The organism is Paenibacillus sp. FSL H8-0122, assembly GCF_038005345.1.
GTDB lineage: Bacteria > Bacillota > Bacilli > Paenibacillales > Paenibacillaceae > Paenibacillus_AQ.
On the sequence record NZ_JBBOTB010000001.1, the window covers coordinates 6,794,282 to 6,808,637 of the forward strand.

General features: G+C 44.5%; 17 protein-coding genes and 1 pseudogene. 13 read left to right on the forward strand and 5 right to left on the reverse strand.

All coding sequences use genetic code 11. From position 1 onward, the window contains the following. Nucleotides 1-64 precede the first annotated feature (64 nt). The gene (locus NSS64_RS29120; RefSeq protein ID WP_341142364.1) at nt 65-472 is read left to right on the forward strand and encodes a hypothetical protein; all 408 of its coding nucleotides are present in this window, start codon (nt 65-67) and stop codon (nt 470-472) included. A 105-nt stretch (nt 473-577) separates the two neighbouring features. On the opposite strand, the gene NSS64_RS29125 is transcribed toward NSS64_RS29120, so the two are convergent. Then, complete coding sequence (locus tag NSS64_RS29125) at nt 578-943, reverse strand: winged helix-turn-helix transcriptional regulator (protein WP_341142365.1); 366 nt, start codon at nt 941-943, stop codon at nt 578-580. Between the two features lie 111 nt (nt 944-1,054). On the opposite strand from NSS64_RS29125, the gene NSS64_RS29130 reads away from it, so the two are divergent. The 3 genes from NSS64_RS29130 to NSS64_RS29140 are packed head-to-tail and all read left to right on the forward strand — an operon-like array spanning nt 1,055 to nt 3,220. Continuing rightward, nucleotides 1,055-1,684 carry a nitroreductase family protein gene (locus NSS64_RS29130; protein WP_341142366.1) on the forward strand — a complete coding sequence of 210 codons (630 nt, stop codon included), beginning with the start codon at nt 1,055-1,057 and terminating at the stop codon, nt 1,682-1,684. Nucleotides 1,685-1,718: 34 nt separating this feature from the next. Continuing rightward, on the forward strand, nt 1,719-2,483 hold the full coding sequence (locus NSS64_RS29135; RefSeq protein ID WP_341142367.1) for an AraC family transcriptional regulator: 765 nt from the start codon (nt 1,719-1,721) through the stop codon (nt 2,481-2,483). 41 nt (nt 2,484-2,524) lie between these two features. Beyond that, nucleotides 2,525-3,220 (forward strand): transglutaminase-like domain-containing protein, encoded by a 696-nt coding sequence (locus NSS64_RS29140; RefSeq protein ID WP_341142368.1) that lies wholly within the window; start codon nt 2,525-2,527, stop codon nt 3,218-3,220. Between the two features lie 206 nt (nt 3,221-3,426). On the opposite strand, the gene NSS64_RS29145 is transcribed toward NSS64_RS29140, so the two are convergent. Next, nucleotides 3,427-3,810 (reverse strand): RidA family protein, encoded by a 384-nt coding sequence (locus NSS64_RS29145; RefSeq protein WP_341142369.1) that lies wholly within the window; start codon nt 3,808-3,810, stop codon nt 3,427-3,429. A gap of 105 nt (nt 3,811-3,915) precedes the next feature. Here NSS64_RS29145 and NSS64_RS29150 point away from each other — a divergent pair, with 105 nt between their 5' ends. Beyond that, nucleotides 3,916-4,251, forward strand: coding sequence for a winged helix-turn-helix transcriptional regulator (locus tag NSS64_RS29150; protein WP_076085712.1), 336 nt, complete (start codon nt 3,916-3,918; stop codon nt 4,249-4,251). Between the two features lie 16 nt (nt 4,252-4,267). Here NSS64_RS29150 and NSS64_RS29155 read toward each other — a convergent pair whose 3' ends face one another. After that, nucleotides 4,268-4,906 carry a nitroreductase family protein gene (locus NSS64_RS29155; protein ID WP_341142370.1) on the reverse strand — a complete coding sequence of 213 codons (639 nt, stop codon included), beginning with the start codon at nt 4,904-4,906 and terminating at the stop codon, nt 4,268-4,270. Nucleotides 4,907-5,038: 132 nt separating this feature from the next. On the opposite strand from NSS64_RS29155, the gene NSS64_RS29160 reads away from it, so the two are divergent. Both NSS64_RS29160 and NSS64_RS29165 read left to right on the forward strand, forming a co-directional pair. After that, nucleotides 5,039-5,398 carry a MerR family DNA-binding transcriptional regulator gene (locus tag NSS64_RS29160; protein ID WP_340995071.1) on the forward strand — a complete coding sequence of 120 codons (360 nt, stop codon included), beginning with the start codon at nt 5,039-5,041 and terminating at the stop codon, nt 5,396-5,398. Between the two features lie 68 nt (nt 5,399-5,466). Beyond that, complete coding sequence (locus NSS64_RS29165) at nt 5,467-5,718, forward strand: NUDIX hydrolase (protein ID WP_340945970.1); 252 nt, start codon at nt 5,467-5,469, stop codon at nt 5,716-5,718. 156 nt (nt 5,719-5,874) lie between these two features. Here the strand turns inward: NSS64_RS29165 and NSS64_RS29170 are convergent, their stop codons facing one another. Continuing rightward, nucleotides 5,875-7,047, reverse strand: coding sequence for an MFS transporter (locus tag NSS64_RS29170; protein ID WP_341142371.1), 1,173 nt, complete (start codon nt 7,045-7,047; stop codon nt 5,875-5,877). Nucleotides 7,048-7,131: 84 nt separating this feature from the next. Beyond that, nucleotides 7,132-7,413, reverse strand: coding sequence for an ArsR/SmtB family transcription factor (locus NSS64_RS29175; protein ID WP_340945975.1), 282 nt, complete (start codon nt 7,411-7,413; stop codon nt 7,132-7,134). Nucleotides 7,414-7,983: 570 nt separating this feature from the next. Between NSS64_RS29175 and NSS64_RS29180 the strand changes: the two genes are divergently transcribed. The 6 genes and pseudogenes from NSS64_RS29180 (at nt 7,984) to NSS64_RS29205 (ending at nt 14,230) form a co-directional block, all read left to right on the forward strand. After that, nucleotides 7,984-9,198 carry a TerD family protein gene (locus NSS64_RS29180; protein WP_341142372.1) on the forward strand — a complete coding sequence of 405 codons (1,215 nt, stop codon included), beginning with the start codon at nt 7,984-7,986 and terminating at the stop codon, nt 9,196-9,198. Between the two features lie 104 nt (nt 9,199-9,302). Then, nucleotides 9,303-10,385, forward strand: a pseudogene (locus NSS64_RS29185) (5-methyltetrahydropteroyltriglutamate--homocysteine S-methyltransferase); the annotation flags it as partial. After that, complete coding sequence (locus NSS64_RS29190) at nt 10,377-11,864, forward strand: aldehyde dehydrogenase family protein (RefSeq protein WP_445667860.1); 1,488 nt, start codon at nt 10,377-10,379, stop codon at nt 11,862-11,864. The pseudogene NSS64_RS29185 and the gene NSS64_RS29190, both read left to right, overlap by 9 nt. A 189-nt stretch (nt 11,865-12,053) precedes the next feature. After that, a complete protein-coding gene (locus NSS64_RS29195; protein ID WP_341142373.1) occupies nt 12,054-12,716 on the forward strand; it encodes a hypothetical protein in 663 nt (220 codons plus the stop codon). 178 nt (nt 12,717-12,894) lie between these two features. Beyond that, nucleotides 12,895-13,482 carry a sigma-70 family RNA polymerase sigma factor gene (locus tag NSS64_RS29200; protein WP_340945979.1) on the forward strand — a complete coding sequence of 196 codons (588 nt, stop codon included), beginning with the start codon at nt 12,895-12,897 and terminating at the stop codon, nt 13,480-13,482. Then, nucleotides 13,469-14,230: a DUF3600 domain-containing protein gene (locus NSS64_RS29205; protein WP_341142374.1), complete on the forward strand. Its 762-nt coding sequence runs from the start codon at nt 13,469-13,471 to the stop codon at nt 14,228-14,230. Before NSS64_RS29200 ends, NSS64_RS29205 begins: the two co-directional genes overlap by 14 nt. Nucleotides 14,231-14,356: the final 126 nt, after the last annotated feature.

The following is a 14,356-nucleotide window of genomic DNA, read 5'->3' on the forward strand; positions in this document are numbered from 1 at the left end:
ATTTTAGTGAATATAGTGTTTAAAAGCAGGAAATAATTGTTGGTATAGAAAGGGCGGGGATAATATGTTAAAAGAAATAGGCTTATTAACCGTTGCAGTGATTATTATTTTTTCAGTTGAAACTCCTGTTAACACTAACTTTTCAACAAATAACGTAAAATCCGTAGAATCAGAAAAAAACGTAGAATCCGTAGAATCAAAAATCGCAAAAGGGGATTCTAGTCAATTCTATACACCTCATGGCATGTTTGTGCGGGCAGAGGAACAAAGTATCTTTAAGGAATCGGAGATAGCAAGAAAAATAGATGAAATCGGGCCTAATACGAATCAACTAATTTTTGAAGGCGCGTTTTTTTTAAAAGTAGATGAAGCAGAATTTCATAAAAATTATCCCAATTCGTTGCTCTTAGGTAAAACCTTAAATGATGAAAATCTGACTGATATTGATGTTCCATCAAGTTCATCAAAATAGTAAGTTCATTTCTTAAAGAAGGAGCCATTGTTTTCGACAATGACTCCTTCTTCGCTTTTATGTCACGGAGCCAGCGTCACCGGTACGGTTAGAGACCTTGCACGCTTACGTCCCATATTTAGAATGTTCGCAGACTGCATTATTACCTGCGGTGATCCCCTCTCTTTTAAGATGATTATCGCCCGCATCACACATTTCTTTTAATAAGGGAAGCAATGTCCGGCCATAGTCTGTTATTGTGTATTCTACTTTAATGGGAACCTCGTCTGCATATACCGCCCGATGAACTAATCCATCCTGTTGCAGTTGCTTTAATTGTTCGTTTAAAACTTTATGTGAGACGCCTTCACAAATCTTGAGTAAGTCTTTTGTACGCTTTTGCTCATATCCCAGTTGATACAGGATAATGCTTTTCCATTTACCACTAATGATATTTTGTACCACATCAAATCCTGTATTTATTTTATTCATGATATCCTCCTTACTTCGAAGTAACCTAATGACTACAAAGTGCAGTATTTTCAATTGCAGACACTCCAGATAAGATGATTATAGCAAATCTAAGCTATGGGGGGCGTTAAAGTGAGTGTGCAGGATATTATTTTACACAGGAAATCAGTCAGACACTATGATCCAAACTATGCGATTGAAAGAAAGGAAATACTTGATTCGATCGAACTGGCAGCCAAATCACCAAACGGAAATAACATTCAGAGTACACGCTATTTAATCATCGAAGATAAGGAGCTACGCGCTAAAGTTAAACCCATTGCATATCACCAGGAGCAAGTTGAAACCTCCAGTTATTTGATTTTGATTCTAGGGGATTACCATGCTTTTCATGCTGAGAATATCCAAGCTATTCAAGAGCAGGCTTTGGAGAAAGGTTATTTCACTCAAGAGACGAAAACGTATTTAACAAATGCAGCCATTGGTTATTATCGAGACATGTCTAATCAGGAGTATTTAAAAGAGTTGGTCCGCGATGGCAGTCTGGCTGCAATGAGCTTGGTCCTTATTTTGAACGAAAAAGGCTACCAGACCATCACGATGTCAGGTTATGATAAAGCTGCCCTTTTTGAAGAGCTCAATATTCCTGAACACTATGAAGACATTATGTTATTAAGTGTGGGCAGAGGGATTCAAGAAGGGCATTCCACTGTAAGACATGATGTTGAGGATATAACGTTTATAGATAGGGTACCTTCGTGATTTTATAAGGAAATAAGCCTGGAGTGATTCGAACATGATGAATTTATATGGAGCGGAGCATCACTTGATGGTGGTGTCCGATTCGATTGATGCGGAAGAGCACCGGCATTCTTTTGTACAGGTGACAATCTCCTTAACGGGTGAATTTGACATTGAGGTAGCGGGGCAAAGCTTGCGTTGTCTAGGGATCGTTATCAATTCAAGTGTCATTCACCGGTTAAAAGAAGCGGGACATCCGCTAATGCTTCTTCTGATCGACAGCGCCTCTGACATGGCGGCAAGCTTTAGCCGGATGCTGGAGGGGCAGCAGTTCCATGTGTTCCCGCATGAATTGATTAAGAGCATTCGCGAATTTGTGCGTAACGAGTACGCCGGCATTAAGGACCCGGACAGCTATCGTTCTTTTCTGGGACAACTCTTGAGGTTATTGGGTGTAGAGCAGGTGAACACTGCTATTGTTGATTCGAGAATAAGAGAGTTTATTCAGCTCATCAAAGATTGTACCGACTCCGAGCACTCCGTTAGTCAATACGCCCGGCAGTTAGGTTTATCCAACAGCAGATTGTCGCATCTCTTCAAAGAAAATACGGGTATTTCGCTTAGCGGGTACATGGTGCTGCACAAGCTGCAGAAGGCCGTCTATTTGATTTTTGCGGGGCTTAGCATTACGGATGCGGCGATGGCCGCAGGCTTTGACAGTCCGTCCCACTTAGCTGCCACCAGCAAGCAGTTGCTGGGCATGACGGCGAAGGATATCCGTAAAGATAGCGTCTTTTTAAAAGTTTCCAGCCTGTATTAACCTTACAATGGGTGCAGGAGGTGTGTTCCATGAGTGCATACTTGAAGGAAACTGAATTGCTGAACTATTCTCATCCGTTAATCCAGCTTATTGTTCACAGCCGCCGGTGGGATTCGATGTCCAGGAAGAACCAAATTCTCGCCATCTATAACTACGTCCGTGACGAAATCCGGTTCGGCTATAACCGGGCGGACGATATTCCAGCCTCGGACGTCCTGCAGGATGGCTACGGTCAGTGTAATACGAAGGGTGTGCTGTTTATGGCATTTCTAAGGGCCGTGGGCGTGCCTTGCCGTATGCATGGATTTGCCATTGATAAGAAGCTGCAAAAGGGGGCCATGAAAGGGTGGTATTACCAGCTCTCCCCCCGAGAGATCATTCATAGCTGGGTTGAAGTGCTATATGAAGACAAGTGGTTGAATATTGAAGGATTTATACTGGACGTTCCTTATTTAACCAAGCTTCAGCAGAAATTTGAACAGTGTACGGGTTCCTTCTGCGGATATGGCGCTGCAACAGATGATTTTCAAAATCCGCAAATTTATTGGAACGAAAATGATACCTACGTGCAAAAAGAAGGAATCGTTCAGGATTTCGGCATTTACGACAGCCCTGATGCCTTCTTCTCCGCTCATCCCCAAGGGCTAAGTCCGGTCAAGAAAATAGTCTACACCAAGGTGGTGCGGCATCTGATGAACCGGAATGTTGATCACATCAGGCGGGGGAGGATGAAGTAACCGATTCATATTTCGCCGAATGTTTATGTAGCAAGCAATGATGCTGACGTAACTTCCTTACGTGTAGAACCTGAAAAACATCTAAAGGAGCAATTTGAACAAGCTAATGCATTTCTTACATTACAAGGAAACATTCCGCAAATTCTAAAACGCTACTGACATTACTCTGCCAGTAGCGTTGTTTAATTGAACCCTCTCTCTTTTTCTTAACCAACATGCGCCACAGCCCGCACCTCTACCCACTGTTCCGGAAATGCCAGGTAAGTCACCCCGATCATGCTCCCCGCCGGCCGGTGCGCTCCGACATATTTTTTGAACAGTCCGATCGCGGCTTCCCCGTGCTCCTGCGCATTCGTCAGATACAGCTCCACGTAAGCCAGATTATCCTTGGTCGCTCCGAACTCTTGTAACACGGTATCCAGATTCTTCAGCGTCTGCGTCATCTGTGCCTGAATATCGCCTGCTCCAACGAAGCTGCCCTCCGCATCATGGGAGAACTGTCCCGAGATATACAGCGTGTTGTCGACAAGGTACCCCTGCGAAATCCCGTGATCCCATAGGTTATGGTTGTATGTTCGAATGGTTGTCATTGCTTTAGCCCCTTTACATCAAAGTAAAGCTATTATAGACTGAGCGAAAATAAAGGGATAGTACGCACAAAGAAGTGGGCTACTATCCGAAAGGATAGCGTGAACATGGGCATTTCTGATCTGAAGGGCAAGGAGACGGTGATCCAAGACACGCCGTTCGGTTATACGATGTCGGTGATCGGCGGGAAATGGAAGATGGCGATTCTGTATCTGCTGTCCGCCAAACCGTCGATTCGGTTCAATGAGATGCAGAGACAGCTCGGAGCGGTGACGTACAAGGTTCTCAGCGCGCAGCTTAAGGAATTGGAGGCTGACGGGCTGGTGAAGCGCGTGGAGTATCCGCAGATTCCGCCCAAAGTGGAGTATTCGCTGACACCGAAAGGGCAGACCCTGCTGCCTGTGTTGGAGCAGCTGTGCGAGTGGGGAGCACAGAATCGGTGATGTTCATACATTCACATTAGCGCCAAAAGGTAATTTCCTCGCTACCCAGGCGGACGGATTCATGACCCTCATCTTTGGCCTTGCCGATGGATAAGATCATTACCGGAACATATCTGTGAACGTCCAGATCAAAGGCGCTAACGATCTGATCGCGTTCAAAGCCCGCCATCGGATTAGTGTCATACCCATGGGCACGGGCGACCAGCATCAGTTGCATCGCGAATAAACTTGCATCGATTTTGGCAATTTCGATCTTCAATTCTCTAGGGATTTGCGGATACATGCCCAGAATTTGCGTGACCTGCTTATCGCGTATGTCTTTGGGCATCTTTCCTTGCTCCACAGCCGTATCATAGATTTTCTCTACATATAAATCGCTCTGCGTATCTCCCAGAATGATGAGCATCGCCGCAGAGGTATCATTTTGCCGTGTATTGAACTGGACTAGAGGCCGAAGCTTGTCTTTCCCTTCAGGGGAATGAACCACGATTATGCGCCAGGGCTGCATATTCGCGGAAGAGGGAGCCAAGCTTGCTTCTTGAATCATAGCATGCATTTCTTCCTCCGAAATTTTGATGCTCTCATCGTACTGTCGTATGGAACGGCGGCCGGTCAGAATGTTGACAAAATCATTATTTTGAATAGATTCCAGCATAAATGCACTCCTTCTGAGGTAACCCATTATTTTGACAGTATCGATGTCCCGGGTTATCATATTTTTATTTTGAACTATGAACCTTGGTTTATAGCAAATATAAATTAATGATTTATTTAGAAGGAGCAGAGTATGAAAGCAAATGAAGTCTCCAGGCTGACGAATTTACCCATATCCACCTTGCGATTCTATGAACGCAAACAGTTGATCCCTGAGCAGTTCATATCAAGGGATGAGAATAATTACCGCGTATACGATGAAGGAGTGGTCACCTATTTGCAGGATTGTAGAATGCTGCTCACTTTGGGTTTAACCATCCAGGACTTAGTTTTACTTATCAATGAGAGCTCGTATATTAAGAAGGAAGCATTGGTAAAGGAGAAAATCAAAGAAATTCAGGAGTTAGAAGCCAAGTTGAATGCATCCCAAAAGTTTTTAGGTGATTTGCTAGAGGGCAGAGCGCATTTTCAGACCGGATGTGAATCTCAATAATAGTTTCGTTACCCATGTTAGGATCTACAGAGGTAGTTATCCGATCACTTCATAATGGAGGTTGTAAAATGGCTTTTCCAACGCATATTGTGTCGGCAGGCGGAATTGTAGAAGATGGGAAGGGAAATATCCTATTAGTAAAAGCCCATGATGATGGCTGGGTGTATCCTGGCGGGATAACTGAAATTGGAGAGAACCTTATCGATGGCGTGATACGTGAAATCAAAGAGGAAAGCGGAATAGACGATGGGTGGCCAAGGAGAACGTTCTGGATTTCATTACCCTGCCCCCCATCCGCTTACGGTATGAAGCTTATTTGAACTTTAACGGCTCTGTAAATTTCATAGAGTACGCCACCACAACAACGTCCGAATGTAGCGTCAAGCTACAAAGAAAGGTTTGAGGCGCTTAAGAGTGAATTTTGACCGGAGATCGGAATGAAATCTATACAGATATTTTTCCATTTCAGCCGTAGATTATTCCGTCGGTATGCCGTCCGAAGACTGACTTCGCATCGAGAACGATAATATAGCCGGAAGGAGTGCGATGGCAACACCCATTGCGCCAGCCACGCCGATTGACTGTAAGGAAAGACTCTCCACCACAAGACCGCCAATGGCAGCTCCGGCAGCAATCCCCAACTGGATGAAGGAGGTATTCAAGCTCAGAAGAATGCCTGCAGCGCTTGGTGCCAGGCTAATCATATAGACTTGTTGAATGGGACCCGTAGACCAAGCGAAAAACGACCATAACAGCAGCAGGGGAAAGACAGCGATAGACGTATGGGCAAAGAGGGTCATAAGGATCAGAATACCCGCGTGGATAATCAAGCTTCCATTCAGCGTACGCGGAATACCTAATTTATCTGCACCAAATCCTCCAGCCTGGGCGCCCAGCAAGCTTGCTATGCCGAATGAAAATAGCGCGATGCTCACCATCCCATTGCTCATGCCCGTAATGTCCAACAGAAATGGTGTAATAAACGTGTAAACGATCGTATAACCGACCATCCAAAAGAAGCTAATCGACAAGGTTAGTAATAGCTGAGGCTTTTTCAACAGGGCGAGTTGTTCTTTGAGAGGCACATTTGCTTCTCCCTGCGACTTGGGCAATGCCATTAAAATGACCAGCATGGCGATAAAACTAAGAGCGCCGATTCCATAAAAAATTATTTTCCAGTCGTAGGTGCTGGCAATGACTCTTCCCAGAGGAACGCCTAAAATAAGCGATAGATTAAATCCCATCATGATCGTTGCTATGGCGGTGCCTTGTTTTCCAGGCCCGGCAATTTGAGCAGAAACCGTTAGGGCAACCACGGTAAAGACACCTGTACTAAGCGCTAAGATCACTCTCGCACCAACAAGCATGGGATAGCCCGTCGAGAACACCGTAATTAAATTCCCTATAAAAAACAGCGCCAAAGCAGCCAGCATAAGTGTTCTCCGGCTTAGTTTGGAGGTAGCCGCAATGAGAATCGGAGTACCCACTGCGTAAGATATGGAGTAAACCGAAATGAGTTGGCCGGCCGCAGCAATAGTTACGCCTACATCTTTGGACACCAGATCCAATATCCCGGCTATTACAAATTCCGAGGTTCCCACTAAAAAACTGATAATCGCTAAAATATAAACTTTCCAAGATTTAATCATTTGATTGTTCCCCTTTCAAATTCTTTAGCCTTTCTTGTTGTTATTCTATAATTCTAAAAATATAGAAATGTTATTTAAAAAAATTTACGCCAGTAAATATGGCGCAAACTTCTTTGCCACTTCTTGATCAACGCTGTAGTGAATAAACGAACCGTTCTTTTGCGCCTGGATTAAACCCGATTCCGTCAGTTGCTTGAGATGATGGGATAACGTTGAACCGGCTACATGACCAAGCTGTTCACTGATCGCGGTAACGCATTGATTCTCTTGCTTGATTAGCATTAAGGCTATTTTTAGCCGTGTAGGCTCACCTAGAGCCTTGTATACTTTGACAGCTTGCACCAGATCACGATCGACATCAGCCATTATATTCTCCCTTCCACCATCATTTCTATATTTGTGGAATTATAGAAATGATATTACCACCTAAATGCTGCGATGTAAAGTGAAAATGTAGCCGGGTGCATTTATCTTAAATCCTCCACAAAATAACAAATGTTCTTATTGGGATAATACAGAACAACTAATCGGTCGCCGTCATCGTATCCTATACAGAGAACCCTCAGGCATACGAACCTGGTTTTTTCTACAAACGGGAGCTTCCCTGCATACGGAAACTGCTGAAACTTACGGATATGAACCATATCCACACCATTGTGGTGGAAACTCATCCCACACCATCACTTTCCAACAAGGAGTAAAAATTATCGCGGTCTTCATCATCAAATTTGCCAAGCGCCTGTACCCTGACAAATTGATGTCCGCCATATATATCGATCTCCTCACCATTACTATTGTAGAGCGCGATTAGAGGAGTACTATAACGTGCCGGTTAACACAACGGAGCCCTTTATAGTTTTATATCCCAAGCATTTCCTCCCTGTGTTAATATAATTGAGACAGCACGAGCCATTAAATGGATTGGAGTGGTTGAAAGTGAATCAATTTCTGCAAATGGGAGCAAATACAACTTTAAGTGCCGCAAAAGGTAGCATTACGATTAGCCACGAAATCTCTACTCTGGTAGACGTTTCTTTAACAGCCTTCCTCTTAACGGATTCGGATAAGGTACAAGGAGATAGCGGAATCATCTTCTATAATCAGCCCACAAGTTCCACGGGAGTAGCCACGCTTCAACCATCCGAGCAAGTGGGTAATACCAAAGTTCATAAGCTTAATTTCGACATGGATAAGGTCCCTGAAGGTATAACCAAAATAGCTGTAACTCTGACAGAGGATAACAGCACGGGATTTGCGAATGTGAAGAATCTGGCAGCAGAGATATATATACAGAATACGGTTATTCAATTATCACCATCCAGCTTCACGAACGAGAATGGAATTGTAGTGCTTGAATTATATCTAAGGAACGGTCAGACCAAGGTAAAATCAATCTGGCGCGGATTTGATTCCGGGCTTGAAGGGTTATGCAAAAACTATGGTGTTGAGGTTGAAGCTGAGGCTGATGAGCCCATTGAGCATTCTGAACCTAAGATTATTCAAGAGCCTGTATCAAAGGAACCTGAGCCGGCTATGTCCATCAACCTTGAGAAGGTAAAGGGTAAGATCAATCTCGATAAAGGGCAGAAGCCGGTTATCATTGAGAAAACACCAGAAATTACGGCTACGGTATCTTGGGAGACTGGAACGGATTATGACATTTATGCTTTAGTCTATACAAAGGATGGAAAGCAGATTGATGTAGCTATGTTTGGTGCAACGGGAACACCTCCCCTCAAAAATTATGGTAAAGGGACAGTTGAGCATATGGGCGATGTGGGGAGAGGTGAAAAATCAAAGAAGACAGAGGTCATAAAGTTAAGACTAAGAGATGATGTTCTTGCGGTTGTTCCTGTAGTTTATTCAGCGCAATCCAATGGAACCGGTTCATTTTACAGATATAAGGTCTCCATGAGTATAGATAATCATAATGGAACCTCAGTTACGATCTCCGCCAAGAATGCAAATAATAATGATACGATCTATACCTGTGTACCCGGGATACTTCATAATACGCCAAATGGCGTAATTATTAGTCCGCTAGAGCTTTACAGTAGACCAAATTCAGAGTATAGGCCGATTCTTAAGGTAGGGGACTCCAATATGGTAGAAGTGATAATGGATCAAGGACCTTTAAATGATTATAAATAGGTTATTGCGAAAAGCTATGACCAATCATGCTTTTTACATATAACCTGCATTCTTTGCCCTCATGCTATACTCAGTACACTAAAAAGTTGTAAGGAGATGTAGCGATGATACCCTTTCGTAATGATCATGTAGGCAGCTTCCTGCGTCCTGCGAACTTAAGCCAGGCGCGTGAACAATATAAAGCAGGCAACATCACATATGAAGCCTTAAAAGCGGTGGAAGATCAAGAGATTATCCGGATTATTGAGAAGCAGAAGGAGAATGGCGTATTCGCAGTGACGGATGGGGAATTCCGCAGAAGCTGGTGGCATTTTGACTTTCTGGGCGGCCTAGACGGCGTAGAGCTGTATGAGGAGATCGACGGGCCCAAGTTCCATAATATGCAGACCCGTAAGGGTGGCATTCGTGTGGTGGGTAAGGTGGATTTCTCGAGCCATCCCTTTGTGGAGCATTTTGAGTTTTTGCTGAAGCATGCAGGTGACGCCGTAGCGAAACAAACCATTCCAAGCCCCAACATGCTGATCTATCGGCTGGAGCCGGGTGCCAATAGTTATAACGACCGGGAGCAATTCCTTCAGGATACGATTGCAGCGTATCAAAAAGCCATTCAAGCGTTCTATAATGCCGGATGCCGGTACCTGCAACTGGATGATACAGCATGGGCAGACCTTTTCTCAGAAGCGGGTCACGATAAGCTGCGGGCAAAGGGTCTGGAACCGGCGGAAGAGCTCAAGATCATGCAGCGCATGATTAACGAAACCTTGGCCCATAAGCCGGCAGACTTAGTGGTGACGATGCATATTTGCCGGGGGAACTATAAATCCAACTACTTCTCAACGGGCGGTTATGATTACGCATCTGAGGTCATTTTTGGCGGCTTGAACGTAGATGGCTTATTCCTGGAATTTGACGATGAGCGTTCCGGCAGCTTCGAGTCCTTGAAATATGTGAACCGGCCGGATTTGAAAATCGTACTTGGTCTGCTCACATCCAAAACAGGTGAGTTGGAAGATAAAGAGCACATTAAAGCCCGGATTGCCGAAGCAGCAACCTATGTGCCCCTTGAGCAGCTGTGCTTGAGCCCGCAATGCGGGTTCTCCTCTACAGAGGAAGGCAATATTCTAACGGAAGAACAACAGTGGCGTAAGCTTCGTTATGTGAAGGAAATTGCCGAAGAAGTGTGGAAGGCAGACCAAGAGACCTTTGTTGCCCAAGCCTTCATTAATGGTCACCATGTACCCTCCCGTTCGCAGTCAGCCAAAGAGAATCCGGCCAATCCGGCGGAAATCGTAGGTTATTTCCCTGTCACTACGAAGGAACAAGCGGCTCAGGCGATTGAAGCGGCGGCAGAAGCTTTTAAAATATGGAAGAAGACCTCGATTGATGAACGTATTACCCGGATGCGTAAGGCAATAGAGAAGATTAGAGCAGCGGAGAATGAAATTGTCCATCTGCTGTCCAGAGAGCATGGCAAGCCCTTATATGATGCCCATGGTGAGATTTATGTCTCGTTAATGTGGATGGAGTTCGCTTGTAATGAAGCTGCATCCGTTCTACAGGAAGAGGTTCAGGAGCATGACCATGGTACAACCATCCTGTCCTATGATCCAATGGGAGTGGTGGCAGCGATCAGTCCATGGAACTATCCGATTGCGTTATCTACGATTAAAATTGCTCCTGCCTTACTTGCGGGTAATACGATTGTGCTCAAACCGAGTCCATTTGCACCGCTGGCGGCGGCGAAGGTGGCAGAGCTGATCGCGGGTGAGTTCCCGGCGGGAGTCATCAATGTCGTTCATGGGGATGCGGATGTGGGCGTTGAACTGACCAGCAATCCTCTTGTCGCCAAAATCGCCTTCACAGGCGGGACTGCAACGGCCAAGCATATTATCAAAGCAGCTGCAGATACGATCAAGGATATGACGCTGGAGCTGGGCGGTAATGATGCGGCGATCTTCCTGGATAGCTTCGATGTTCAAGATGAGCGGGCCATGCGCCGGATTGTTATCTCTAACTTCCTGACGACAGGCCAGATTTGTATGATTGCCAAGCGTGTATATGTACACCGTTCTATCTATGATGCTTTTGTTGAAAAATATATCGAGGCGGCCAACCGCTGGATTCGCATTGGTGATCCCTTTGACGCCAATACGACAGTAGGTCCGGTGAATAACCTGAAGCAGAAGAATTATGTGCAGGGTCTGATTGAAGATGCGCAGAGGCGCGGGGCTAAGATCATTCCTCTCGGCCAAATTCTGGATCAGGAGCGGTTTGAACAAGGATACTACCTGCAGCCTACGCTTGTTCTGGACTGTGATTACCATGATCCGATTGTGGTGGAGGAGCAGTTTGGTCCTACCGTTCCGATTCTGCCCTTTGACGATGTGGAGCAGGTGATTCATCTGCACAATGAGAGCATCTATGGATTGACGAGCTCGGTGTGGGGACAAGAAGATGAGGCCATCTTGGTCGCACGTCAGCTCGAAGCGGGAACGACCATGATCAATACGGCTGCTGTGCAGGGGCTCGATGTCCGGTTCCCATTCGGTGGCTTCAAGCAGTCCGGTATCGGCCGTGAATATGGGGCAGAGGGCATCCGCACGTATACAGAGCAGCATGTGATCAACGTTCCGAAGACACTGGATCTTCCTTATATCCCGGAGTAAAAAAGAAAAAAATGTAAACACCTTCAAGAGAATGAACTCTGTCGTAAGATAGAGAGATCCTTGGAGGTGTTTTTTGCGTTGGCAACTAGAGTGAGTTACCCGGTAGAGCAGCATTACGAACTTTTTGGAGAAACATGATATCATTAAGGAGCGGGACTGCTCAAAGTACGGGTGTAAGGAGATAAATTCATGAAGAAAAAGATTGCCTGTTTACACGCCCACTATTCAAATATCCAGTATATTCAAAACGCTCTTACCTCTGATGAGTTGGAATTGGTTCATTTTGTGGATCCTGGTTTGATGAGTAGAATTACATCAGATAAAAATTTCGATGAAGGACAAGCCAAAAATAAAGTCATCGAACAAATAGAATGGATATCACAAGCAAATGTTGAGGCTATTCTTATCACATGTACTAATTATATTGCTCTTCTTGAAGAAAACCGGCTTCATACATCTATTCCTATAATAAAAATCGATGAGCCTTTCTTTAGTTCTGTCTGCAATATTACAGAACCACAAGTTCTATTATTCACTAATCCAGCAACCGTCGAAGGGACAATGAGAAGGCTTAATGAATTTGCTTCTATTCAGGATAAGCCAATTCATATTGAGGCACGTGTCATAGAGAATACATTTGAGCTAATCATGCAAGGTAAAAATGAGCAATATGTTGAAGAATTATCAAAGTACATAAAGGGGATACTTGCATCAGAAAAAAACAAGAAAATTTCTGTTGCTCAATTATCTATGGTGGAATCAGCCGTTAAAGTTGAGCAAGAGTTTAATGTGAGAATCGGGAATCCGTTGGATTCACTGATAATACATTTCGAGAGCATGTTGCTCAACTAATGGCGAACGTGAACGTTAGGGAGAACAATAAACCGACCAAAATCCTTAGTGGACTTTGATCGGTTTATTCTTTTATCACCTGCCTGCACCTGAGTCACAGCATTTTTCCGAAGAAAAATCGAACGAAATATTCTTTATTCCCCAATATATAGTGTAAGACCGAAGGGAGGGGTGATGAATGGAACATCCAAAAGAATATTCTCAGCTCATTACGCTTACGCTAGCCGGCAGTCGTGAAGCATTTAGTGAGCTATATGAAGCTACGATTAGGGATGTATATCAAACCGTTCATTTCCTCGTTCGCGAAACATCTGAGGTGGATGATATCGTTCAGGAGATTTATATTCAAATGCGCAGATCTCTTGAACATTTTGACATCAGTCGTCCCTTTAGACCCTGGCTTATGGGAATAGCAATGCGACAAATTCATGCCTACCGGAGAAAGAGATGGACGCATCTCCGAGTTCTCAAAAAGGCAGAGCAGGTCAATCTGATGGTGGAGCCTGAATTTACAAATAAGGTTGTGGACAGGATCTCTAACCATTCCTTGCTTGCTAGCGTAGAAAGTCTTCCATATAAGCTGAAGCAGGTGATTATTCTGCATTATTTAAATGAATTATCGCAGGAAGAAAGTGCCGCAATCCTTGAGATCCCTCTGGGTACCGTGAAATCCCGTATTCATGCTGCACTGCGCAAGCTTCGTCAGAAGCCAGAGAATCAGACTCTTTTTAAGGGAAAGGTGGAGGATCTGCATGAATTTCAATGAAAAGCTGCGAACAGTTCTGCAGGAAGAGGCCAGAAATTTAAATGCCCCACCGGAACTGAAGGAGAGAATACTAAATCAGACCGTAACCGGACAAGGGGGAAGACGAATGAAAAAGAAGTGGATCGTAGCAGGTGTTTTGGCAGCTACATTATTAATTCCTACTGGAGCGTTTGCCGGATATCATTATCTGGCGGATAGTATGTATGGGTCGAAAGAAGCAGCAGCAACGATTGGCCTAAGCCAGCAGAAATATGAGGAGTTTGAGACCAAGCTTCAGAGGTTGAAGCATAATTTTAGCGAGGAAGAAGCTGCCACGGTTATGTCCTTATTGAGGGAATTAGGCGATTACAATCTGCTGGCGGCAGATTCCAAGGGAGTTTTTCACATAGAACAGCTTTATGCAGAAGAACAAAAGGTTTACAAGAAATTACTGGTGGAGCTTGAACCGTATTTCAAGAAAATGAACGAAACGTATAAATCCAAGGCAAAGGCATCTGGTACAGATCGTGGCGCTTTCTGGGATAGCTTGCTTGAGAAGGCTGAACAGAGGCTTACTGAACAGGAGTATAGGGAGCTTGAACCCATAATAAATGAGTTGAAAAGCTATGATGCCAAAGTAACTGATCCAGACGGAAGTGTTCATATGGATCGCCTGTCGACAGAAGAAATACAGGATCAACAGAAGTTATTGGAGGCGCTCACCCCTTATGTTAATAAGCTGGACCTAATGGTTAAAAAAGGCTCTTAAACCGTACTCCCTCAGTATGGTTTAAAAATCAGTCATTATGATCCAAAACTCGCAGGAGCTTTATTTAGCAGCAAACTTTTCACGTTCCGCTCAGCACTAATGAATAACAATGATGTGATCGGACGG